23 protein-coding genes are annotated in these 22175 nt (G+C 31.6%); 8 read left to right on the plus strand and 15 right to left on the minus strand.

The genetic code is table 11. From position 1 onward, the window contains the following. Positions 1-84: 84 nt before the first annotated feature. The 5 genes from NH341_RS07930 to NH341_RS07950 all read left to right on the plus strand — a co-directional run bounded on the left by NH341_RS07930 (position 85) and on the right by NH341_RS07950 (position 4321). Positions 85-942, plus strand: a complete 858-nt coding sequence (locus NH341_RS07930; protein WP_047789025.1) for a hypothetical protein — start codon at positions 85-87, stop codon at positions 940-942. Beyond that, on the plus strand, positions 905-2281 hold the full coding sequence (locus NH341_RS07935) for a peptidylprolyl isomerase (RefSeq protein WP_239180557.1): 1377 nt from the start codon (positions 905-907) through the stop codon (positions 2279-2281). The genes NH341_RS07930 and NH341_RS07935 overlap by 38 nt, the downstream gene beginning before the upstream one ends. Before the next feature lie 100 nt (positions 2282-2381). Then, on the plus strand, positions 2382-3335 hold the full coding sequence (locus tag NH341_RS07940; protein WP_073183653.1) for a MoxR family ATPase: 954 nt from the start codon (positions 2382-2384) through the stop codon (positions 3333-3335). A 1-nt stretch (position 3336) separates the two neighbouring features. After that, entirely contained in the window at positions 3337-3783 is a 447-nt protein-coding gene (locus NH341_RS07945) for a DUF4440 domain-containing protein (protein WP_253056326.1), read from the plus strand. Positions 3784-3793: 10 nt separating this feature from the next. After that, positions 3794-4321 carry a YgcG family protein gene (locus tag NH341_RS07950; protein WP_159611672.1) on the plus strand — a complete coding sequence of 176 codons (528 nt, stop codon included), beginning with the start codon at positions 3794-3796 and terminating at the stop codon, positions 4319-4321. Between the two features lie 143 nt (positions 4322-4464). On the opposite strand, the gene NH341_RS07955 is transcribed toward NH341_RS07950, so the two are convergent. Continuing rightward, positions 4465-4809: a helix-turn-helix domain-containing protein gene (locus NH341_RS07955; RefSeq protein ID WP_159611670.1), complete on the minus strand. Its 345-nt coding sequence runs from the start codon at positions 4807-4809 to the stop codon at positions 4465-4467. 132 nt (positions 4810-4941) lie between these two features. Here NH341_RS07955 and NH341_RS07960 point away from each other — a divergent pair, with 132 nt between their 5' ends. Beyond that, entirely contained in the window at positions 4942-5808 is an 867-nt protein-coding gene (locus NH341_RS07960) for an MBL fold metallo-hydrolase (protein WP_159611668.1), read from the plus strand. 51 nt (positions 5809-5859) lie between these two features. On the opposite strand, the gene NH341_RS07965 is transcribed toward NH341_RS07960, so the two are convergent. Further along, positions 5860-6747 carry a 3-hydroxybutyryl-CoA dehydrogenase gene (locus tag NH341_RS07965; protein ID WP_047789019.1) on the minus strand — a complete coding sequence of 296 codons (888 nt, stop codon included), beginning with the start codon at positions 6745-6747 and terminating at the stop codon, positions 5860-5862. A 150-nt stretch (positions 6748-6897) separates the two neighbouring features. Next, the gene (locus tag NH341_RS07970; protein WP_159611666.1) at positions 6898-7857 is read right to left on the minus strand and encodes a Gfo/Idh/MocA family protein; all 960 of its coding nucleotides are present in this window, start codon (positions 7855-7857) and stop codon (positions 6898-6900) included. 131 nt (positions 7858-7988) lie between these two features. Between NH341_RS07970 and NH341_RS07975 the strand changes: the two genes are divergently transcribed. Then, positions 7989-8630 (plus strand): protein-L-isoaspartate(D-aspartate) O-methyltransferase, encoded by a 642-nt coding sequence (locus NH341_RS07975; RefSeq protein ID WP_253056328.1) that lies wholly within the window; start codon positions 7989-7991, stop codon positions 8628-8630. A gap of 274 nt (positions 8631-8904) precedes the next feature. Here the strand turns inward: NH341_RS07975 and NH341_RS07980 are convergent, their stop codons facing one another. The 11 genes from NH341_RS07980 to NH341_RS08030 form a co-directional block, all read right to left on the minus strand. Then, positions 8905-9078 (minus strand): hypothetical protein, encoded by a 174-nt coding sequence (locus tag NH341_RS07980; protein WP_156167015.1) that lies wholly within the window; start codon positions 9076-9078, stop codon positions 8905-8907. Between the two features lie 18 nt (positions 9079-9096). Continuing rightward, positions 9097-9957, minus strand: coding sequence for a substrate-binding domain-containing protein (locus NH341_RS07985; protein WP_167713678.1), 861 nt, complete (start codon positions 9955-9957; stop codon positions 9097-9099). Continuing rightward, on the minus strand, positions 9958-10827 hold the full coding sequence (locus NH341_RS07990; protein WP_239180551.1) for a nucleoside phosphorylase: 870 nt from the start codon (positions 10825-10827) through the stop codon (positions 9958-9960). Then, positions 10828-11772 carry a DUF1835 domain-containing protein gene (locus NH341_RS07995; RefSeq protein WP_253056330.1) on the minus strand — a complete coding sequence of 315 codons (945 nt, stop codon included), beginning with the start codon at positions 11770-11772 and terminating at the stop codon, positions 10828-10830. It lies immediately after the preceding gene. Between the two features lie 147 nt (positions 11773-11919). After that, complete coding sequence (locus NH341_RS08000; protein WP_159611658.1) at positions 11920-12243, minus strand: translation initiation factor; 324 nt, start codon at positions 12241-12243, stop codon at positions 11920-11922. Positions 12244-12248: 5 nt separating this feature from the next. After that, positions 12249-13196, minus strand: a complete 948-nt coding sequence (locus NH341_RS08005) for an isopenicillin N synthase family oxygenase (RefSeq protein WP_073183641.1) — start codon at positions 13194-13196, stop codon at positions 12249-12251. A 60-nt stretch (positions 13197-13256) separates the two neighbouring features. Next, positions 13257-13982 (minus strand): DUF6048 family protein, encoded by a 726-nt coding sequence (locus NH341_RS08010; RefSeq protein WP_253056332.1) that lies wholly within the window; start codon positions 13980-13982, stop codon positions 13257-13259. After that, complete coding sequence (locus NH341_RS08015; protein WP_253056334.1) at positions 13963-14439, minus strand: DUF6452 family protein; 477 nt, start codon at positions 14437-14439, stop codon at positions 13963-13965. Before NH341_RS08015 ends, NH341_RS08010 begins: the two co-directional genes overlap by 20 nt. A 7-nt stretch (positions 14440-14446) precedes the next feature. Next, on the minus strand, positions 14447-15898 hold the full coding sequence (gene rlmD, locus NH341_RS08020; RefSeq protein WP_253056336.1) for a 23S rRNA (uracil(1939)-C(5))-methyltransferase RlmD: 1452 nt from the start codon (positions 15896-15898) through the stop codon (positions 14447-14449). Between the two features lie 114 nt (positions 15899-16012). Next, the gene (locus NH341_RS08025; RefSeq protein WP_047789008.1) at positions 16013-16708 is read right to left on the minus strand and encodes an OmpA family protein; all 696 of its coding nucleotides are present in this window, start codon (positions 16706-16708) and stop codon (positions 16013-16015) included. Between the two features lie 13 nt (positions 16709-16721). Beyond that, entirely contained in the window at positions 16722-17198 is a 477-nt protein-coding gene (locus NH341_RS08030; protein ID WP_047789007.1) for a lipocalin family protein, read from the minus strand. A 248-nt stretch (positions 17199-17446) separates the two neighbouring features. Between NH341_RS08030 and rocD the strand changes: the two genes are divergently transcribed. Then, positions 17447-18691: an ornithine--oxo-acid transaminase gene (gene rocD / locus NH341_RS08035; RefSeq protein WP_173360039.1), complete on the plus strand. Its 1245-nt coding sequence runs from the start codon at positions 17447-17449 to the stop codon at positions 18689-18691. Between the two features lie 275 nt (positions 18692-18966). On the opposite strand, the gene NH341_RS08040 is transcribed toward rocD, so the two are convergent. Then, positions 18967-21942 (minus strand): ATP-binding protein, encoded by a 2976-nt coding sequence (locus NH341_RS08040; RefSeq protein ID WP_253056338.1) that lies wholly within the window; start codon positions 21940-21942, stop codon positions 18967-18969. Between the last annotated feature and the right edge of the window lie 233 nt (positions 21943-22175).

Raw genomic sequence — 22175 nt, forward strand, 5'->3', positions numbered from 1 at the left:
AAAAAAGCTATGAAACAACTATATGGTTAGAGTAAGAAAAGGGGATTAATAAAATTTAAGAATACGTTTAACCAATAATACAAAGTGAGAAAATATATTTTTTTAACAACATTATTTATAATCGTTTCATGTGATCTTGTTAGTTTAAAAACTAAAAGGGTTACGAGTGAAAGACCAATTGCTACTGTTTATAATAAACATCTATACAAAAAAGATATTGCTGGTTTATTGCCAAAAAATCTTTCACCCAAAGATAGTTTAGTTATAGTAAAAGGTTTGATTAATTCTTGGGCTAAACAAGAATTATTGTACATTAAAGCAGAAGAGAATATCTCAGAAGTAAACAGTGAAGAAATACAAAACTTAGTTAACGATTATAAAAAGAGTTTATACATTAACGGCTATAAAGAACGTTTGATAAAACAACAATTAGATACGGTTGTTACTGAGGAAGAAATAGAGTTGTATTATGAGGAAAATAAAGAGAATTTTAAAGTAAGTGAAGAACTTGTACAATTTGAATATGTACATTTTGGTAAAGATTATCTGGATAAAAAAGAAACAATAAAGCAGTTTAAGTCAGAAAAAGAAGAGGATAAAGAAGATTTAGAAAGACATTTATTAAATTTTAAATCATATCGATTACAAGATTCAACTTGGGTAACTTTTGAATATTTAAAGAAAAAAATTCCGCCTTTTCGTAACGAAACGAAAGAAAACTTGTTAAAAATATCAAAATTCATACAAAAAGAAGATAGTTTAGGAGTATATTTGGTCGCTGTAAAAAATATGTTACCACAAAACGCTACGGCTCCACTGAGCTATGTAAGCGCTAGAATAAAACAGATTATTTTACATAAAAGAAAATTAGAATTAATACGAGATATTGAAAAAACGCTGATAAATGATGCAATTGAAAACAAGAACTTTAAAGAATATTAGTATAGTATTTACGTTGTTTTTAGCAGGCTTAACAACAGTTAATGCACAAGGAACAAAAGTAGATGGTGTTGCTGTGGTGGTAGGTAAAAACATTGTTTTAGATTCTGATATAGATAAGTTTAAGCAAGAAGTAGAGTTAAGAAGTGAAGGAAAAGTAAAGATATCTGACTGTGAAATGTTAGAAGAATTAATGCAACAAAAACTATTAGCTCATCATGCAATTATTGATAGTGTAACAGTATCTCAATCTGAAATTGATAGTAGAGTAGATAGAAGTATTGCTTTTTTTACACAAGAATATGGAAGTGAAGAAAAAGTGGTTGAAGCTTATGGTTTTAATGATGTTGAAGATTTAAAGAAAGAACTAGGTAGAGTTCAAAGAGAGAATTTACTAATAGAAAAAGAACAGCAAAAGATCACTGAAAATATTGACGTAACTCCAGAAGAAATTCGCATCTATTTTAAAGGATTACAAGATAAGGGAGAGCTTCCTGAAATACCAGCTGAAGTTCAATTGCAACAATTAGTAGTTAAAGCAGAACCAACAGAAGAAGAGAAAGAGCGTGTAATAAACAAATTAAAAGAAATAAAAAAAGAAATAGAAAACGGTGCAAGTTTTAAGTTGAAAGCAATTATTAACTCAGAAGATCCAGGAGTAGCTCAAAATGGTGGGAAATATGTAATTACAAAAGATAGTCCATTTATTAAAGAGTTTAAAGAAACAGCATTTTCATTGGATGTAAATCAAATCTCAGAGCCTATTAAATCAGCCTTCGGATACCATATACTTCAACTGCATAAAATTAAAGGTAATCAACGAGAAGTATCTCATATTTTAATGCAACCTGAAGTTTCTGATGAAAAATTAAATGAAACTAAAGAACAAATAGAAAAGATAGTAGCTGATATAAAAGAAGAGAAAATAACTTTTGAAGAAGCTGTAAAGAAATATTCTGAGGATGAAGAAACAAAAAATAGTGCAGGTATTATAATGAATCCTTATACTCAAGAACCAACTTTTGAGTTAACGAGAATGCCGCCTGAGCTATTCGCAAGAATTAGTGAGTTGAAAAAAGGTGATTTGTCTGATATTTTTTATGATGAAACACGAGAAGGAGAAAAAATGTATAAAGTAATTTTATTAAAAGATAAAACAGATACACATAAAGCTGATTTAGTAGATGACTATGTAAGAATGCAAGAATTTGCTCTTGCTAAGAAAAAAGAAGAAGAAATTACAAAATGGACCAAGGATAAAATCCAAGAAACTTACCTAAAATTAAGTAACGATTATAAGAAGTGTACTTTCAAGAAAGATTGGAAGAAAGAAAACAAATAAGAAATAATAAATTTAGTATATTGTCATTCCCGCGAGAGCGGGAATTTCATTTTATAAAAGTTTGTAATTAAATTTATTGAACAAAGAAAAATTTTGATTTATGTCTGACGTAACAGCAGTAAACACACTTGTAGAAAAATATAGTCAACTACAACAAGAAATAGGTAAGGTTATAATAGGTCAGCAAGAAGCTGTAAACTATACATTACTTTCAATTTTTTGTGGAGGACATTCGTTGTTAATTGGAGTACCAGGATTGGCAAAAACCTTATTAGTAAATACAATTTCTAGCGCATTAGGGTTGAATTTTAATAGAATTCAGTTTACTCCAGATTTAATGCCTTCTGATATTTTAGGAAGTGAAATTTTAGACGAAACACGTCATTTTAAATTTATAAAAGGACCAATTTTCTCAAACATTATTTTAGCAGATGAAATAAACCGTACACCACCTAAAACACAAGCAGCTTTACTAGAGGCTATGCAAGAAAAGTCGGTAACTGTAGCAGGACATCATTATAAGTTAGAGCTACCATTTTTTGTATTAGCTACACAAAACCCTATTGAGCAAGAAGGAACGTATCCGTTACCTGAAGCTCAGTTAGACCGTTTTATGTTTTCAATTAACTTAGAGTATCCAAGCTTTGAAGAAGAGGTACAAGTGGTAAAAAATACGACATCAATAGCTGAACAAACAGTCAACGCTATTTTTTCTTCAGAAGAAATTATTGAAGTCCAAAAGTTAATACGTAAAATTCCTGTAGCAGATAATGTAGTTGAGTATGCTGTTGGTTTGGTGGGTAAAACACGTCCTAATTCAGATAAAGCTACTGAATTAATTAAAAAGTACATTGATTGGGGAGCAGGACCAAGAGCTTCACAAAACTTAATTTTGGCAGCCAAAGCACACGCAGCGGTACATGGAAAATATTCTCCAGACATTGAAGATGTTCAAGCGGTAGCAATTCCTATCTTATCACATAGAATTGTGAAGAATTATAAAGCAGAGGCAGAAGGAGTGACTATAAAATATATTATAAACTCTCTATTTTAAAATGAAAAAGTTTTTAAGTATTGTTTTTTTAGTGATATTATTTGCTTCATGTAAGCAAGAAGCAGCCAAAACCGTTTCAGAAGAAACAGAAAAACAAGAGATTTTATCGGTGATGAAGGCACAAGAAGAAGCTTGGTCAAATCACGATTTAGAAGGTTTTATGCAAGGGTATTGGAAGAGTGATTCATTAAAGTTTTACGGACGAAATGGAGTTACTTTTGGATGGCAAAAAACCTTAGATAATTATAAAAAAGGGTATCCAACAAAAAAACACTCAGGAACATTAACTTTTAAGATTAATGACATTTCTAAAATTACTGAAGGAGCTTATTCAGTTATGGGGGAATATCATTTAAAAAGAACAATAGGAGACGCTAACGGCGTTTTTATGATTATTTTTAAGAAGATACAAGATGAGTGGAAAATCATAGCGGATACTTCGTGTTAAATAAAGAGAGATGAAAAAGGAAAAAGTTATAGTAATACTACTTCTAATAATTGTAGTATTCTCATGTAAAAGTACAGAAAATGAAAAGGAAGTAGTCTTTTTTAATAAGTCAAAAGAAGTTGTAGAGAGTAAGTTTCCTTCTCCGATAGGTTATGTGAATGATTATGAAGATATGTTCACAAATGATGAAGAGCAAAAATTGGAAAAACTAATTGATGATTATGAAAAAGAATCAACAAATGTTATAGCAGTTGTTACTGTAAGTAGTTATCAACCGTATGATAATATTGAAGATTATTCTTTAGCGTTGGCTAATGATTGGGGAGTAGGGAGAAAAGACAAGAATAATGGCTTAACAATTGTTATCAATAAATTAAAAAGAGAAATACGAATATCTACAGGGTTAGGAACAGAAGAAACGCTTACCGATGAAATTTGCAAAAAGGTAATAGGTAGTGTAATTGTTCCTGAGTTTAAAAACGAAAACTACTATAGAGGAATTGAAAAAGGAATCGGTAGTTTAATAAAACAATGGTAAAGTATTAGCTAAAAAAAGCTTCTGAAAGTATTTTCACTACTTTCTCAGCTTTTCTATTTTCAGAATAATCGTAAAAAGCTATTAGATAAACTTATAATTTAGGAAACTAGTCTTTAGTTTACTATGATGGGGTAATCATCTTTTCAGTTATATTTAGGAAAAGGAATTTTCTTATGCTCCATGTAATCAATTCCCCAAGCATGTAATGGGGCTAAAGCATTGACTAAATCATTGCCAAATGGAGTAAGAGAATATTCAACTCTAGGTGGAACTTCAGCATATATTTTTCTGCTAATAATTCCATCAGCTTCTAACTCTTTTAATTGGCTAGTTAACATCTTTTCTGAGATTGTTTCACATGCAGTCTTGATTTGTCCATACCTAAGTGGTTTTTCAACAAGTCTAGAAATGATGAATAACTTCCATTTTCCACATACAACTTTTGTAGCATAAGTTAAAGGGCAATAATCAGGTGAAAATTTTTTCATTTTTTTTCAATTCTATCTTTTTGGTACTAAAAAAACTAACCAAAAGGTGCGTAAGGTACAAAAATGTAACGTATTGTTTCCTGTAAAAAAGTGCTTTAGTTTCGTAGTTAAATAAGAAAAACATATAAAAAAATGAAGAAATTAAATCAACTGCTAATAGTAGTCTTAACTGTAATTAGCGCATGTAAAACAACGAATAATGCTATAAAAGAGACAGTAACAAAATTGCAATATATACGACAAGCTACTGTACTTTTAGAAGTGAATTCAAAAAAAATATTAATAGACCCTGTTTTGTCAGATAAGGGAACACAAGACCCAATTCCTTTTTCTAATGACAAACGTATTCCGATGAATGATTTACCGATACCTAAAAATAAAATTATAGAACAAGCCGATGCTGTTTTGATAACGCATTACCATCCAGATCATTTTGATGCTGATGCTGAAAAATTACTTCCTAAAAACATACTTATTTTTTGCCAACCTTTTGATGTAGAAAAATTAAAATCAAAAGGATTTACAAACTTACAAAGCATAGAGCAGGTTGTAAATTGGTCTGGAGTATCGATAAAACGCTACGAAGCACATCATCATGAAGGAGCAACAGGAGCAATGCCTTTTGGCGAATCATCTTCTTTTTCTTTAACATTTAAAGAAGATACAATATTTATTACAGGAGACGCCGTTTTAGATAGTCTTTTAAAGAATGCTTTGAAAATTGAAAAACCTACTCATATTATTGCAAATACAGGGGAGTGTACTTTTAGCAAGCCAAACCCTGTTTTAGAATCAGGTAAACATATGACGTTAAGTAAAGAAGAATTACTAAGGACAGCTGTTGAGAATACGAAGGCTATTTTAATAGCAATTCATATGGACGCAATAAACCATTGTGGATTAACGAAAGAGGAGCTTCGCTTATTTTTAAAAGAGCAAGAAAAATCTATTCAAGATAAAATTGTAATCCCTAATGAAGGTGAAGTATTACAATTATAAAACAAAAAGAAGCCCAAAAGGCTTCTTTTTGTTTTATAATTTTCTTAGTTTTTAAGAAAACATCTTCGCAACTTTCTCTGCTTTTCTACTTTCTGAATAATCATAAAAACCTTCACCAGATTTCACCCCTAATTTACCAGCTGCAACCATGTTTACTAATAACGGACATGGAGCATACTTAGGGTTTTTAAATCCATCATACATTACGTTTAAGATAGATAAACAAACATCTAACCCAATAAAATCGGCTAATTGTAATGGTCCCATTGGATGTGCCATTCCTAATTTCATTACGGTATCAATTTCAGCAACACCAGCAACACCGTTGTATAACGTTTCAATACTTTCGTTAATCATTGGCATTAAAATACGATTGGCAACAAAACCTGGGTAATCATTTACTTCAACAGGAACTTTATTTATTTTCTTAGTTAAATCAACTGTAAAGTCCATTACTTCATCAGAAGTGTTGTATCCTCTAATAATTTCAACCAATTTCATAATTGGCACAGGATTCATAAAGTGCATTCCAATTACTTTTTCAGGTCTATTGGTAGCTGCTGCAATTTGAGTAATTGAGATTGATGAAGTGTTGGTAGCTAAAATAGTATCCTCAGCACAAGCTTCATCTAAATCTTTAAAGATCTTAAGTTTTAAGTCAATATTTTCAGTAGCAGCCTCAACAACTAAACTAGTATTTTGCACCCCTTCTTTAATAGAAGTGTAGGTAGTAATATTGTTTAAGGTATTATTTTTATCGTCTTCAGTAATTTTTTCTTTCGCTACCATTCTATCTAAGTTTTTAGTAATGGTTGCTAAACCTCTATCTAAGGCAGCTTGCGAAATGTCGATAAGTTGAACATTGTATCCAAATTGAGCAAACGTATGCGCAATTCCATTTCCCATTGTTCCTGCTCCAATTACGGCGATATTTTTCATGTTGTTGTGTTTTGGTATTTATATGGGCGTTCCCCTATGGGGCGGGCTTTCCGCTACAATCTTTTTTGGTGTATTCTTCGCTTTACTCAGAATAACAAAAAAGGATTTTCACTGCAATCCCTAACGCGATTGTTACTTATTTACTTTATTCTAAAAACAGTCTATAATCTGATGTGCTACACGTAAAGCTTCAGTACCTTGACGTAACGAAACAATAGGCGTAGTATTATTGTGAATAGCATCTGCAAACGATTCTAATTCATCTAAAATAGCGTTGTTAGCTACTACTTCAGGATTATCGTAATAAATTTGCTTTTTAACACCTTCAGCATTCTGCAAAATCATAGCAAACTCATCAGGTTTTTCTGGTACGTCTTTCATTCTAACAACTTCTGATTGCTTTTCTAAGAAGTTTACTGAAATGTATGCGTCTCTTTGGAAAAAACGGCTCTTACGCATGTTTTTCATCGAAATTCTACTTGCTGTTAGGTTCGCAACACAACCATTTTCAAATTCAATACGAGCATTAGCAATATCAGGAGTTTCTGAAATTACTGATACACCACTTGCATGCACACTTTTTACTTTTGAGTTTACAACCGATAAAATAATATCAATATCATGAATCATTAAATCTAAAACTACAGGCACATCTGTTCCTCTAGGGTTAAATTCAGCTAAGCGATGTGTTTCAATAAACATTGGTGTGTCAATCAAATCTTTTACAGCCATAAAAGCAGGATTAAAACGCTCTACATGTCCAACTTGACCACGAACATGATGCTGGCTAGCTAAAGTTCTTATAGCTTCAGCTTCTAACACTGTATTTGTAATAGGCTTTTCAATAAAAATATGTTTTCCTTTCTCAATAGCTTGTTTAGCACAATCAAAATGAGAAAGTGTTGGAGTAACGATATCGACTACTTCAACAGCATCAATTAATGCTTCTACTGAATCGAATAATTTATAGCCAAATTCATCAGCTACTTTTTGTGCGTTTTCTGTAAAAGGGTCATAAAACCCTACTAATTCATATTTTTCTGATTGTTGTAACAAACGCAAATGGATTTTTCCTAAGTGACCTGCGCCTAAAACTCCAGCTTTTAACATAAGTGAAAGATTATTAGTTATTTGATTGGTTTGTTGAAAAAGAAATGATTTCTACAAAAAATCAACGCAAACAAAGATACACTTTTATACAGATTTATTACTACTTTTATCCTCCTGAAATTTTATAATTAGTGAGAGATACAACCAAACACCAAGGACTTAGAAATCAATTAGCAAACGTTTTAGAAGCAAAAGGAATTAATGACGAGAGAGTATTAAAAGCTATCAGAAAAATTCCAAGACATTTGTTTATGGATAGTAGTTTTGAAGCGCATGCGTATCAAGACAAAGCTTTTCCTATTGCTGCTGAACAAACAATTTCTCAGCCTTATACAGTAGCGTTTCAATCACAAGTATTAGAAGTAAAACCAGAAGAAAAAGTATTAGAAATAGGAACTGGATCTGGATACCAAACGGCAGTATTATTAGAATTGAATGCTGTGGTGTATTCAATAGAAAGACAACATGAGTTATTTAAAAAAACTTCAATGTTTTTGCCAAGACTTGGATATAAGCCAAAAAGGTTTATTTTTGGTGATGGTTACAAAGGATTACCAGAAGAAGCTCCTTTTGACAAAATTATTGTTACAGCTGGAGCACCGTATGTGCCTAAAGCATTATTGGCGCAAATTAAAGTAGGAGGTAGGTTGTTGATTCCTGTGGGGGATCAAGAGCAAGTAATGACACTTTTTATAAGGAAATCACCAAAAGAATTTGAAAAGCATGAGTTAGGTGATTTTAGGTTTGTGCCAATGTTAAAAAAGAAAAATTAATCATTAAAACTAAATTATATTATGAAAAAAGAGAATGAAACAAAATATTACGTTATTACATGTGTAGCAGTTATGTTGTTATTAGTAATGGTGTTTGCCTTTGAAAAGGGTGCTCTGTTAGGAGAAATTATAGCAAAGTAAAAAACTAACACATATAAGATAAGCTCAAATCCTTTTCTAAAATAGAAAAGGATTTTTTGTTATGAGAAAAATCAAAATAAAAAAATCCGCCTAAAAAAGCGGATTTATTGAATTTGAATAAAGAAACATCAACTTATTCAGCGATTGCTATTTCAGTTGCATCTGCAACTACTATCTCTTGTTGTTGATGTTGTTTTTGTTTGTTTTGATTAGTTTTTGCTAATCCACAAGGACTAGTACTTCCGCAAGAAGAAAAACCTAATAAACTAACAGTACAAATTGCAATAAATACTACTTTTTTCATCATTATTCCGTTTTATAAAAATCAAATATACATATTTCTGATTAAGTCACCAGAATTTTCCTTCTTTTCAATAACGTTGAACTCCACCATTTTATTTTGTATGTCCGTAATTAAATTTTCGGAAATAGCTTCGCCGTCATTCCATTCAGTAATAGATAACCATTCCTGAATATCATCTATTTGTTGTTCATACCTATTGGAAAGAACTTTATCAATATTATCGAAGTCTTTAAAGTCTTTAGTACAAGCGTTAATGATATTGTGTACTTTTTTTACTTCTTCAAAATTATTTTCTAAGATTTCATCACGAACAGCAATTACAAAACAAGGCCATGGGGTAGGGCAGTTACCAACTCGCCTAAAAGTACCGTTATCAACCAATGGTTTTGTGGTAAAGTGCTCCCACATAAAATAATCGGCTTCTCCATTAGTTAAAGCGTCTATTCCTCCTTGTAAATCTCCAACTACTTTAAATTGTAGTTTATTAACATCCCAACCATTGTTATGGGCATTTACAATTGCCATAAGTTGAGAACCTGAACCAAATCGGCTAATAGCTACTGTAGCATTCTCTAAGTCATTAATGGTTTTGAATTTTGAGTTCGCAGCAACATGAATTCCCCAAACAAGTGGACTTTTTACAAAAGTTTGTGTAATTTTTGAAGGATTTCCATTAATAATATCTTTAATAATTCCTTCAGTAAGCACCAGGGCAATGTCAACTTCACCAGAGCGTAAAGCTTTCGTCATAGCTCCAGTACCTCCAGGATAATCTTTCCAGCGTAAGTTGATTCCTTCTTTGGTGTATTCTTTATTTTTTAATGTAATGTACCATGGGTAATTAAAATGTTCAGGAACACCACCTATTTTTAATTTCAGCATTTATTCAACTAATTTATCTAGGGTATATGCAATCAAATCATTTACTACTTTATACGGATCTTTACTAAATGTTCCGTTGGCTCTGTTAGCAATAATAGCATTCATTGATGCTGCATTATGACCTAGTAGTTTAGCCAACCCATAAATGGCTGATGTTTCCATTTCAAGGTTGGTAATTCGATTGTTATTATAGTTAAAACTATCAATCTTCTTATTTAAATCGGGGTCTTGCAAAGGTAAGCGTAAAACACGTCCTTGAGGACCATAAAAACCACCAGCAGTAGCTGTAATTCCTTTATATACTTTGTTAGATATTAATTTATCTTCTAAGGGTTTTCCGTTAGAAATGATTAACGGATATGATTTTTTTGCACTCCAATTGGTATGTTTTATGAAAGCTTCTTCTATATCTGGATGTGAGATTTCATCCACTTGATACGATTGTAACATTCCGTTTAAATCCAATCCATGAGAGCTTAATAAAAAGCTGTCAACAGGAATATCAGCATGTAAAGAACCAGAAGTTCCAATTCTTGTAATGTTTAATTGTGTATGTTTTTCTTTAGGTTTACGTGAGTTTAAGTCGATATTAACTAAGGCGTCTAACTCGTTTAAAACAATATCAATATTATCAGGGCCTATTCCTGTAGAAATTACAGAAATTCTTTTTCCTTTATAGGTACCAGTAGTGGTTTTAAATTCTCTTTTTTGTGTGCTAAATTCTATAGTATCAAAGTGTTTGGTGACTTTGTCGACACGATATTGGTCTCCAACAAAAATGATATCGGTAGCAATATGTTCAGGTCTTAAATTCAAATGGTAAATACTACCATCTGGATTTAAGATGAGCTCAGAATGTTGTATACTCATTTACGATGTTATTTTTAACAGCTTATCAGTAGAGTTTACGTAGAGATAGCTGTATTTTTTTGCGCCACCAAGATACGAAAAATCAGAACGAATTTTAGCATAATAGTTTGTTTGGTTTTGCAATACTTTCTTACCTGTTTTACTAAGTTTTACAGGATCAAAAGTGGTAAATAGCTTTTTAAGGCTTTCAAGTTTGTTAACGTATTGAATATCACCAAACCCATAGTTTTCTTGATGAGTTAAAAGATTTCTAAGAAGTTTATCTTGGTTTGCAAATGTATGCTCGTTAGCAACCTTTAAAATATTATTTTCTATATAATTTAATCCATTTTCAATTGAAGGAAAGCGAAGTAAATGTGCTTTTATAGCGTTTTCTAGATATACAAAAGGTGATTTTGGATTAAATTTATGTGCATTTTCAAGAGGTAAGGGACTATCTGAGCAATATAGTTGCCATATATAGTCAGCATATTCTATATCATCTTGAGAAAGCTCTATTTTATTATTAAAGTGTTCTATTAATTGGTCGTCAGATAATTCTCCTAAACCATATAACTTTTTAGAGTTATCTATTTTACCACTTGTAACTAAAGATATTTTGTGATTTTTACGGTATCTTTTTAGCCAGCTTATTACTGCTAACATATTTACTTGACAAAATAAATCGTATTCAAACCATAAAACAATCTCATCTTGTTGTTTTTGATTACATAGGTTTCGGTATTCTTTAAGGGTATAATCTATAAACTTCTTCTTAGTAATTTTATAAGTAGTTTTTAAAAAGTCAAAACGTGTTTTCCAGAAGTCTTCACTACCTACGTCTACTGATGTTTTTCCTTCACATAACATTTCACGCCACGTAATAATATCACCTTCAATATTTAGTTCTTGAAGTCTTTGAGTTGTAACGTCTCCATTGGTTATGTGTAATAAAGAATGTTTCATAATTTTAGGGAATTGGTTGATTTCTTTATTTATGTAAAATAAACGATTTATTTTATACGTTATTATTTACTGGTTGGTATTTAACACTTTACAAAAGTTGTAAATATAAAAAAAATGTCGAAGAATCAAATCTTCGACATTTTTTACTTATCCACCAACGCGTTTTACGTTGAATCCTTTATCTTTTAAAAGTTGCATTATAGTATCTCTATAATCACCTTGAATGATAATTGTATCATCTTTAAAACTACCACCAACACTTAGTTTGGTTTTGATTTCTTTTGCTAATTTTTTAAAGTCTTGGGTAGCCCCATTATAACCGTCTATTATAGTAACTGGTTTCCCTTTACGTTTTTCATACTTACAAAGAATGGGTTCATCTTGTAACCAGACGTCAGGTTTTTTTTCTTCAAGTTTTTCCTCAAACTGATGATCTGGGAATAAATTTTTTAATTGATCTTGTAAATCCATTAGATTTATTTTTTCAATCCTAATTCGCGTAAACGTTCATCTAAAAACTCACCAGCAGTAATATCTTCAAACTGCTTTGGATTGTTTTCATCAATACAGTTTTCTAAAACATCTAATTTCATATCAGAAACAGGATGCATGAAAAATGGAATTGAATAACGTGATGTTCCCCATAATTCTTTAGGAGGGTTAGTTACACGGTGAATTGTTGATTTTAACTTGTTGTTACTATGGCGTGATAACATATCACCTACATTAATCATTAACTCGTCATCTTCTGCTATAGCATCAATCCATTCACCTTTATGGTTTTGAACTTGTAATCCTTTTCCTTGAGCTCCCATTAATAAAGTGATTAAGTTAATGTCACCATGAGCAGCAGCTCTTACAGCTCCTTTAGGTTCTGTAGTAATAGGAGGGTAGTGTATTGGACGCAAAATGCTATTTCCGTTTTTGATGTAGTTGTCAAAATACGTTTCTTCTAAACCTAAATGTAAGGCTAATGAACGTAAAACGTATTTAGCTGTTTTTTCTAACATTTGGTAAGCTTCTTTACCCACTTTGTTAAATTCAGGTAATTCTTCAACTTCAACATTTTCTGGGTATTCTTTTGCGTATTTTGAATCTGCATCAACATACTGACCAAAGTGCCAAAACTCTTTTAAATCTCCTTCTTTCTTTCCTTTAGCACTTTCTTTACCAAATGAAACATACCCTCTTTGACCACCAATACCTGGAATTTCATATTTTTCTTTTACATCTGTAGGTAAATCAAAAAACTTCTTGATTTCAGCATATAAGTTATCTACTAATTCATCGTCTAAAAAGTGTCCTTTTAATGCTACAAATCCTATATTCTCATAAGCGTCACCAATTTCATTGATGAATTTTTGTTTTCTTTCAGCATCGTCCGATAAAAAATCTGCTAAGTTTACGCTTGGAATTTTATTCATTGTTAATAAGTTTTATTATTCAGGCAGTAAAGTTAGTGAAATCAAGCGTATGCTGATAATTTATTTATTAACAAAAGGGATTAAGTATGATATTGTATAGTTGAATCCGAAGCCTGTACTGCTTTCAAAAACACGATTAAAACCTGGTGTATATAGCGTTTTAAAGCCTTTTTGATCGTCAACACTTAACATAATTTTATATGAAAAGCTAAAACCAATAAACAAGTTTTTAAAAGTTTCTGCTTTTATACCTAGTTGTAATTCAGTCCAATGAGCGGTAAGTCCGTCGTCAGACATAGGTGTTGTAACAGGGGTTGATGGAAAATAAGGAGGTAGATTTTCAGTACCCGAAGAAACATTAGGTTGGTAGCTATTTAAGGTATGATCAAATATGGCAAAACCATAACGCATACCAACATAAATTTCGTTATTCATGTCTAACCAATTCTCGTAGGCGTTGTAATTTGCTCCAAGTCTAATATAACTTCCTTTTGAACTAGAAGAAGAAAAATCTTCATAGGTGGTCTCATCTTCAAAACCTAATTCAGTAGCGATGTACCATTTTTTTGATACTCTATAATCACCTACTAATTCAAGTCCGATATAACTTTTATCAATAATGGAAAGACTAGGTTTGCTAATGTCTAACCCAATACGTAAACCATACCCTGTTTTATATGTAACGGTATCTTTTTTTTCTTTGGTTTCTTCTTTAGATGTATTTATTTGTGAGTATCCGTTGACAAATACAAAAACGAAACATAGACTAATGAAATACTTGTACATGGGCGCTAGCTTGATTATCGATTAATGGAATTTCTGTAGTTGATAAACTGTTTATCCAACCTGTATTACTTAAAGTTACATTTTCATAAATAATTCTGAAACCACATGAGCGAGACACAAAGTCATTTTCAGGATTATACTCAATGGTAAGTGTAGCCGTTTGGTTATTAGCTATATTGCCATCTACATCATTCATTTTTAATGTATAGACTGTTTTTTGTGATGTACCGTCTAATGGAATAGCAATACTGTCTACTGTTCTATCGGTAAAAAGGCTATCAGTTTTTCCTTCTGCAATTACAGATAAACGTTCTACATTTTTTAAATCATTCGTATTATCCATATCGTAAAAACGAAGCACTAAATTAGGGGTTACTGGGTTTTGTGTACAGAAATCATCTTTTTCACAGGCCGTTAAACCTGCTATAAATATGAATAGAGCAATGTATTTTTTCATATAATGTTTATTTTTCAAATAGAACTACCGTTTCTATGTGTGATGTATGTGGAAATTGATCTACTAAACTAATCTTTTTTAATTGATATCCGTTTTTCATCAATTCCTCCGTATCACGAGCTTGTGTTGCTGGGTTACAAGATACATAAACCATTCTATCTGCATTTAAGTTTATGATTTTCTTAAGTGTTTTTGGTGCAATACCCGCACGAGCTGGATCTAAAATAATGGTTCTTATCTTATTTTTATATTGTGGGTGTTCGTTTAAGAACTTTCCTACATCAGCTGCATAAAATTGCAAACCTTCAATATTGTTACGTTCTGCATTTTTCTTAGCATCTTCAATAGCAGAGGCTACAATATCTACACCAACAATTTTAGTGTTATTCGACTTTGAAGCAATAATTTGTCCAATAGTTCCTGTTCCACAGAATAAATCCATCACTACGGTATTGTCAATTGCATCTTTGTTTTCTAACGCATAATCAACTACTTTGGTATATAGTTTTTCGGCAGATTTAGGGTTGGTTTGAAAAAAGCTTTTCATGCTAATTTCAAAATTTAAACCTAATAACTCTTCAACAATTTTATCTTTTCCATATACTAATTTTACACTTCCTGAGGTAGCAATAGTTCTATCGCCAGTTTCGTCATTAATAGTATGTAATAAACCAGCCACTCTATCGCCAAATAACTCTACTAAATAGTTAGCAAATTCTTTTAAATCAAATTTAGGTAAATCGTGAGAAGTGGTTACTAAGTTGAATAACAATTCGTTGGTTTTGTATGATTTTCTTACCACAAAATACCTAAAGAAACCTTCTTTTTTAGGTCCGTGCCAAGGCGCTAGACCAGTTTTTTTACAGTATTCTCTAATGTTTTTGATGTTGTCTTCTACTTGTTTGTCAAATAAACCAGAATCTTTTTCAAGGTTATCACCCATCCACCAAACACCGCGACGTTTAAAACCTAAGGTAAATTCATCTACATCGGTTTTGTTTTCACGGTCGTAACCAATGGCAGAAAAACCATATTCCATTTTATTTCTATAGTGGAATACATTAGGGGAAGCGATAAATTCATCAAATAAATCTTCAATATTTTCAACTTTACCAATACGCTTAAATAAAGATAACGTACTTTCTTGCTTGTATTTGTGTTGTAAATCTATAGGCAATTGAATGTAAGGTGCTCCAGGAATATCTTGATAAGGAATAGTCACTTCGTCATCAGAATGTTTTAAAACATCAATCAATTTACACTCTGCATACTTTTTCTTTGATTTGTCTACACGTGCTTTTACTAACTGTCCTGGTAAAGTGTTAGGAACAAAAACAACAAAAACACCTTCTTCTGAACGTATTCTTCCAATTCCTTTTCCGCCGAAGGCATAATCTTCAATTAAAATTTCAATGACTTGTCCTCTTTTTACAAACTTATTTCGTTCTCTTCTTGGCATTCTATACTATGATTTATGGTGTGCAAAATTAGGAAAAGATATGGTTTGAAGATAAAAAAAAGACCACTCATTGTAGAGCAGTCTTTTTAGGTATAGTTTGTAAAAGTTATTTTTTTATTGACGGGCTTCTTGTTTTGCTTCTTTTATCATTTGTTCATTTGCAACAATCGCAAACTCTACACGTCTGTTTTTACTTCTTCCTTCAGCAGTATCGTTTGTTGCTATAGGATCTTTAACACCAAGTCCTTTAGTTTCAAAACGACTGTTTTTTAATCCCTTACTAGCTAGGTAACTTTTTACAGAGTTAGCTCTTTTTTCTGAAAGCGTTTGGTTGTATTCAACCCTACCTGTACTATCTGTATAACCATAAATTACAATATTAGTATCTCCATAATCTTTAAAAACAGGGACTAATTTATCTAAGTTAGCTTTAGCAGTAGTTGTTAAAGTAGCTTTGTTAGTAGCAAAACGAACGGCGTTTTCTCCTAAGGTAAGTTTAATACCTTCACCAACTCTTTCAACTTCAGCACCAGGTAAAGCTTCTTCAATCTCACGAGCTTGTTTATCCATTTGATTACCAATTACACCACCGGCAACACCACCTACAACGCCACCTAAAATAGCTCCAAGTTCTGAGTTGTTTTTACTTCCTACATTATTACCTATTACAGCACCTATCACAGCACCAGCGGCTGTACCAATAGCAGCTCCTTTTTGAGTGTTGTTAGCATTTTGAATAGATTTACATGAGGTAAAAACTGTACTAGCTAAAAATAAAATTGATAAACTATAAATTATTGATTTTTTCATAATGTTTTATTAATTATTGTCTTTGAAATGAATAGGTAATGTTTTTTACTTGGCCAGCAACGTTTACTTTGTCTATTAAATCGAAGCTAGTTTCAGTAACATTATTTATATTTAATATATATCCTTGGTTTACTTCTTTTGCTTTGTGGTTATTTATAATTTTTAAAACAAAATTACCATCTTTATTAACATACCAAGTAATTGGAGAACTAAAGTTTTTACAATTTGTACTTGGATTATTTAAATTCATTTGTCCTTTATTATTGTTAGAGATAAAACTCCAATCACTACCAATAAAACAGTTAGAATCTTCTAAATTAAATGAGTTTACTTTTAAATAATTTGAACCCGGAAAACTTACAGCAGTAATGGTCCAGTTACCCTTTAACATTCGTTCAGTTTTGTTGTCAAGTTTTGTGTTAGTTACAGATGTAGATTTACAGCCGATTGTAACTATAGAAAGCAGTAGTAAAAAAAAGATTTTTTTCATAAAAATGATATTTAGTTAAATTCTCTTAAAGATAAAAAAACTAATTAACTGTTGTTTTATTGTAAATAATAAAAAGTTAAGTAGTCTATATTTTTAGACCCTATAAAATCTAAGAAAGTCACTTAAATTTAATAATTTTGTAGCTAGGGATGATTTCTTTCCCACGCTGAATTTTCGAAACTTCTTTTTCGAAAGGATAAAGGTAGATAAGGAATGGTTATTTTATAAATTTTAAAAAATTAAGAAAAATGGCTGTTTTAGACCAATTAACTTCGCAACAAGCGATTGACTTAGAAAACAAATACGGAGCACATAACTACCATCCATTACCAGTAGTATTGAGTAAAGGAGAAGGAGTATATGTATGGGATGTTGAAGGAAAAAAATATTATGATTTTTTATCGGCTTATTCCGCAGTAAACCAAGGACACTGTCACCCAAAAATTGTAGGGGCAATGGTAAACCAAGCGCAAACATTAACATTAACATCTCGTGCTTTTTATAACGATATGTTAGGAAAGTACGAAAAGTTTGCAACTGAATACTTTGGTTTTGATAAATTATTACCAATGAATACTGGTGCAGAAGCTGTTGAAACTGCTTTAAAAATCTGTAGAAAATGGGCGTATGAAGTAAAAGGAATTAATGAAAACGAAGCGCAAATTATTGTTTGTAAAAATAACTTCCACGGAAGAACAACTACCATTATTTCTTTTTCAAATGATCCAGTAGCACGTAAGAATTTTGGGCCATTTACTAATGGGTTTATAAAAATAGAGTACGATAACTTACAAGCTTTAGAAGAAGCGTTAGAAAACAACGATAACATTGCTGGTTTTATGGCCGAACCTATTCAAGGAGAGGCTGGAGTATACGTACCTTCTGAAGGGTATTTAGCAGCAGCGAAAGCGTTATGTGAAAAGCATAATGTATTATTTATTGCAGATGAAGTACAAACAGGTATTGCGCGTACAGGTCAGTTATTAGCAGTGAACCACGAAAATGTACAGCCAGATATTTTAATTTTAGGTAAAGCATTAAGTGGAGGAGCATATCCAGTATCTGCAGTATTAGCAAATGATAGCATTATGAATGTTATTAGACCTGGAAACCACGGTTCTACTTTTGGAGGAAATCCAGTTGCAGCAGCAGTAGCTATAGCGGCTTTAGAAGTAGTTAAAGAAGAAAAATTAGCTGAGAATGCTGAGCGTTTAGGTAAAATCTTCAGAGAAGAGTTAGCTGAGTTTGCTAAAGAAAACGAGTTAGTAACGTTAGTACGTGGTAAAGGGTTATTAAATGCTGTTGTAATTAACGATACTGAAGATAGCTCAACTGCTTGGGATATTTGTATGAAGTTACGCGATAACGGATTATTAGCAAAACCAACGCATGGAAACATTATTCGTTTTGCACCACCATTAGTAATGAATGAAGAGCAATTAAGAGACTGTATTAATATTATTAAGAAGACTATTACTGAGTTTAAAAAATAAGCTTACAGTATTGTATATTAAAAAAAGGAACGATTTAATCGTTCCTTTTTTTGTTGTTATTTGTTAGTTTTTAATTACTTAAATATAAAACTAACATTTTTCTAAATGTTATTAAAAATGTTTAATAGCAAGTTAGGTGTTTTTCTGTACACTTTTTAAGTTGATAATTTTTTTGGTGTACAAGTGCTGTACACTATTTTTTTTATCAAATTTTTTAGTGTACAAGTGTTGTACACTTTTTTAGTTATGATTTTTTTTGGTGTACAAAAACATAATTAGTTAGCCATTTCATAAATGTTTAAGTGTCTTTTTAAAATTCCTGAAGGCGTGTTTTTGGTTTCATCAAAAATTCGAGTGTCTCCAAAAAGAATAAAGCTTTCTTTGGCTCTAGAAACCGCTACATTTAGCATGTTAGGCTTGTTGTCTTTTTCAAAAAACAAGGTTCCTTCGTCGTCATTAGAATATACGGAGCTGAACAAGATAATGTTTCGTTCTGCACCTTGTAATGCGTGTACAGTACCTAATTTAATGTCGCTTACTTTATAACCCGCATCGGTTAAGGCTTTTGATAATTCTCCTTTCTGACTAGCAAAAGGGGTGATAATTCCTAAAACACTTTCAATAGCGTCTACATCGTATGCTTCTTGAATGGTTTCTTTGTTTTGTTGTAACCAAGAAATAATAGCTTTTACTTCGCTAATGTTTTGACGACTGTTGTATTTGCGTTCGCTAACTCCTTCTATATGATATGCCATCATTGATGGAAATGCTTGATTTTCTTTCGCCTTTCCTTTCATAGGTTTTAAAATACCATCGTAGGCCAATTCGTTACAAAAACTAATAATTTCATCATTACATCGTCTATGTTCCAATAAAACCAATCCTTGTTCTTTTTTAGCGGGTAATGGTGTTTCAAATTCGCAAGCATTTTGAGCCATTTTCATAATACTTCCGCTAGACGCTAAAAAACCTAACTCATCTAAATGTGTGTCATTTTGATTTTCAATAATATCAAGACTTGTTAAGTTTCCTTGGTCAATTTTTTTAGGGATAGACCAAATAGGTTCAATTTGTTGTAAATCACCTACTACAAAGGCTTTTTGAGTTAATGAAAATACAGGGATGCTTACTTCTGGAGTAACCTGACCAGCTTCATCAATAATTAACAAATCTAAAAAGTTATATAGTGGTAAGTATTCAAAAATAGGTTTTCCGTTTTCGTTTTCTCCTTGAAATTGACTGTATAAAAAGTGACTTGGAGCTGTGTAAAAAGTAGCTACAAAACAAGGGGTAAGCATAGCTCTTCGTTTCCATTTTGCTTTAATAGCATATTCTCCTGTTCCTTTTTCGGTGTTTTCCTCTAACATTTCTCTGGTTTCTAGTAACCAGCGAGCCTCCCAATAATGGGTTGCTAATAAGAATGCTTTATGGCGTAAATCAATATCTAATTCATCATAAAAGAAACGCTGTGTTGTATCGTTAGAGTTTATCTTTTCATATTCATACGCCCACATTTGTTCTTCTGAAACAAAAGGAAATCCTTTGATGTTATTTTCATACTTCCAATTTTTTAGGCTTAAATGTGATTGCAGTAGCAGATTTACATTGTTTGTACATTCTTTTATATATGCTGCTGCTTTTTTAGCATTCAACAATGTTTCAGCGTTAGCTTTAAAAATGTGTTCAGCATTTCTTGATTCAAACTGAGCTTCATCAATAAAATAGTGTTTTACTTTATCAATAAAATCAGTGTCTTTTGTAGCTGTTTTTAAATCGTTTAAAACAGTTCTCCATTCTTGTAGTTTGGAGATTTTAAACGTACTTTTTTGAACAAAATCTTCTTCGTGTACAAGTATGCTGTTGATGTAGTTTACAGCATTTATATAGTTTCTAGAGAAGTCAACACCATCAGCTAAAATATTTTGAATACCTATAATTTCTTCTTGTAGATGGTTACATACATCGTCAAGTGAATTTGCTTGGGTATTGAAATACTGACAGTAGTTTGTTAAAAAATAATATTCTGCTTCAGAGATATATTTTTCATTTTCCAGATTACAAAGTGTTCCTTCATGACCAAATAAATTCCCTTTTAAGTAATTAATGTTAGCCAGTTTTTTATCACTTTTTGAACTGGATGGGAGGTAGGTTGCATATCCGTTAAAATCAGGAATCCAACGATTGGCTAATTCTCCCATAGTACTTTCAGAATTGATAAAACTATCAATAATATTCGTTACTGCTTGGTTGTTGTTTGAGCAGGCTAAAATTATAGGAGCTTCTTCACCATTAATAGCGGCTTTTACAAACTCGGTAGCCACTAAACTTTGTAATAGGGTAGTTTTTCCAGTTCCTGGAGGTCCGTTTACAGCGGTAACTGCATTTTCTTCGGCTACTAAATACGATAGTAATGTTTTTCGCTGACTAACCGAAAGTGGGAACTTATTCGACATTTGTCCTAAATGCAAATGGTTATACACTAAAAATCCGTTATCGGTAATGGCTTCTTGTCGTTCTCTAGTATATGGATTGATGATTTTAGAGAGTACAGGTAACTCATCCGTATTTTTAAGTAGATTTTCGTACAGAAATAGAATACTTTTTGCGGTAGAAATTTTAGAACTTAATGCGAAATAAGTAAGCTCATATTGTGTGGTATAGCGTTCTACTTGATAACGGTATAAGTTGCTATAAGTTATGGCAGAAAATACTTCGTTAATATAGTTCCAGTATTCATCCCAAGGTATAGGCTCTTCGCTGTTTTCAAAATCGGGAGCATCTAGGTCTTTAGCATCTAAAATGGTGTCGATAGAAGAGAAGATAAAATCATTCTTAACATCTGCCATAGGTGTTAGATAGTTACGAACAATTAAAGGAAAGCCATCTTTTGGAGCAGATAATTGTCCTGAACGATTTACAATAGCACTAATCCAAAAAGGATGAATGGTGCGCTGTTTGAATTTAGTGTTGTCGGTTTGATATACTAAATGAAAAGGCGCTATTAATATTTTAGTTTCTTCTACCTTATGCCACTTAGAGTTGTCTTTTTTAGTAATTCCTTTTAACCGATTAATTCTACGTTCTTCAACATCTAGCAGTTGACTTGCTTGTTTAGAGTTGATGAGTGCGTTACTTAAATCAGAAGATTTTTGATGAAAAAGGTTTTTTATTTTACTAATGTCAATAGCTAAGTTTTCACTATCAGATAAGCTGTTTTTATAATATTGTAACCAGTTTTTTTCGTCGTTCATAGTTGTTCTCGTACCCTTGAAATGTGATTTTTTCTGTAAGAAAGGGTGCGAAAATACTATATTCAACGTGTGAAAAAATAGTTTTTGTTAGCTTTTTATTAACGAAAAAATAAGAGAGAGTATAGTGGGTTTGTTTTCAGTAAATTAAAAATTATTGTTAAGATGTTGCTTTACACTATGCATAGTTTTCCATAAATATAGCTAGTTTAACTACGAGAGTTTGTAATAAAATT

Origin of the sequence: Tenacibaculum sp. XPcli2-G (genome assembly GCF_024124505.1) — a bacterium.
Taxonomy (GTDB): domain Bacteria; phylum Bacteroidota; class Bacteroidia; order Flavobacteriales; family Flavobacteriaceae; genus Polaribacter; species Polaribacter mesophilus.

Bases quoted from the DNA above. Each gene is read 5' to 3' on its own strand.
- NH341_RS07980 (WP_156167015.1), bottom strand. From the start codon at position 9,078: ATGATGAAAAAAGTAGTATTTATTGCAATTTGTACTGTTAGTTTATTA.
- NH341_RS07950 (WP_159611672.1), top strand. From the start codon at position 3,794: ATGAAAAAGGAAAAAGTTATAGTAATACTACTTCTAATAATTGTAGTA.
- NH341_RS07955 (WP_159611670.1), bottom strand. From the start codon at position 4,809: ATGAAAAAATTTTCACCTGATTATTGCCCTTTAACTTATGCTACAAAA.
- NH341_RS08015 (WP_253056334.1), bottom strand. From the start codon at position 14,439: ATGAAAAAATACATTGCTCTATTCATATTTATAGCAGGTTTAACGGCC.
- NH341_RS07970 (WP_159611666.1), bottom strand. From the start codon at position 7,857: ATGTTAAAAGCTGGAGTTTTAGGCGCAGGTCACTTAGGAAAAATCCAT.
- NH341_RS08000 (WP_159611658.1), bottom strand. From the start codon at position 12,243: ATGGATTTACAAGATCAATTAAAAAATTTATTCCCAGATCATCAGTTT.
- NH341_RS07945 (WP_253056326.1), top strand. From the start codon at position 3,337: ATGAAAAAGTTTTTAAGTATTGTTTTTTTAGTGATATTATTTGCTTCA.
- NH341_RS08040 (WP_253056338.1), bottom strand. From the start codon at position 21,942: ATGAACGACGAAAAAAACTGGTTACAATATTATAAAAACAGCTTATCT.
- NH341_RS07985 (WP_167713678.1), bottom strand. From the start codon at position 9,957: ATGCTGAAATTAAAAATAGGTGGTGTTCCTGAACATTTTAATTACCCA.
- NH341_RS07995 (WP_253056330.1), bottom strand. From the start codon at position 11,772: ATGAAACATTCTTTATTACACATAACCAATGGAGACGTTACAACTCAA.
- NH341_RS08025 (WP_047789008.1), bottom strand. From the start codon at position 16,708: ATGAAAAAATCAATAATTTATAGTTTATCAATTTTATTTTTAGCTAGT.
- NH341_RS07940 (WP_073183653.1), top strand. From the start codon at position 2,382: ATGTCTGACGTAACAGCAGTAAACACACTTGTAGAAAAATATAGTCAA.
- NH341_RS08005 (WP_073183641.1), bottom strand. From the start codon at position 13,196: ATGAATAAAATTCCAAGCGTAAACTTAGCAGATTTTTTATCGGACGAT.
- NH341_RS07990 (WP_239180551.1), bottom strand. From the start codon at position 10,827: ATGAGTATACAACATTCTGAGCTCATCTTAAATCCAGATGGTAGTATT.
- NH341_RS08010 (WP_253056332.1), bottom strand. From the start codon at position 13,982: ATGTACAAGTATTTCATTAGTCTATGTTTCGTTTTTGTATTTGTCAAC.
- NH341_RS07935 (WP_239180557.1), top strand. From the start codon at position 905: ATGATGCAATTGAAAACAAGAACTTTAAAGAATATTAGTATAGTATTT.
- rlmD (WP_253056336.1), bottom strand. From the start codon at position 15,898: ATGCCAAGAAGAGAACGAAATAAGTTTGTAAAAAGAGGACAAGTCATT.
- NH341_RS08030 (WP_047789007.1), bottom strand. From the start codon at position 17,198: ATGAAAAAAATCTTTTTTTTACTACTGCTTTCTATAGTTACAATCGGC.
- NH341_RS07965 (WP_047789019.1), bottom strand. From the start codon at position 6,747: ATGAAAAATATCGCCGTAATTGGAGCAGGAACAATGGGAAATGGAATT.
- NH341_RS07960 (WP_159611668.1), top strand. From the start codon at position 4,942: ATGAAGAAATTAAATCAACTGCTAATAGTAGTCTTAACTGTAATTAGC.
- rocD (WP_173360039.1), top strand. From the start codon at position 17,447: ATGGCTGTTTTAGACCAATTAACTTCGCAACAAGCGATTGACTTAGAA.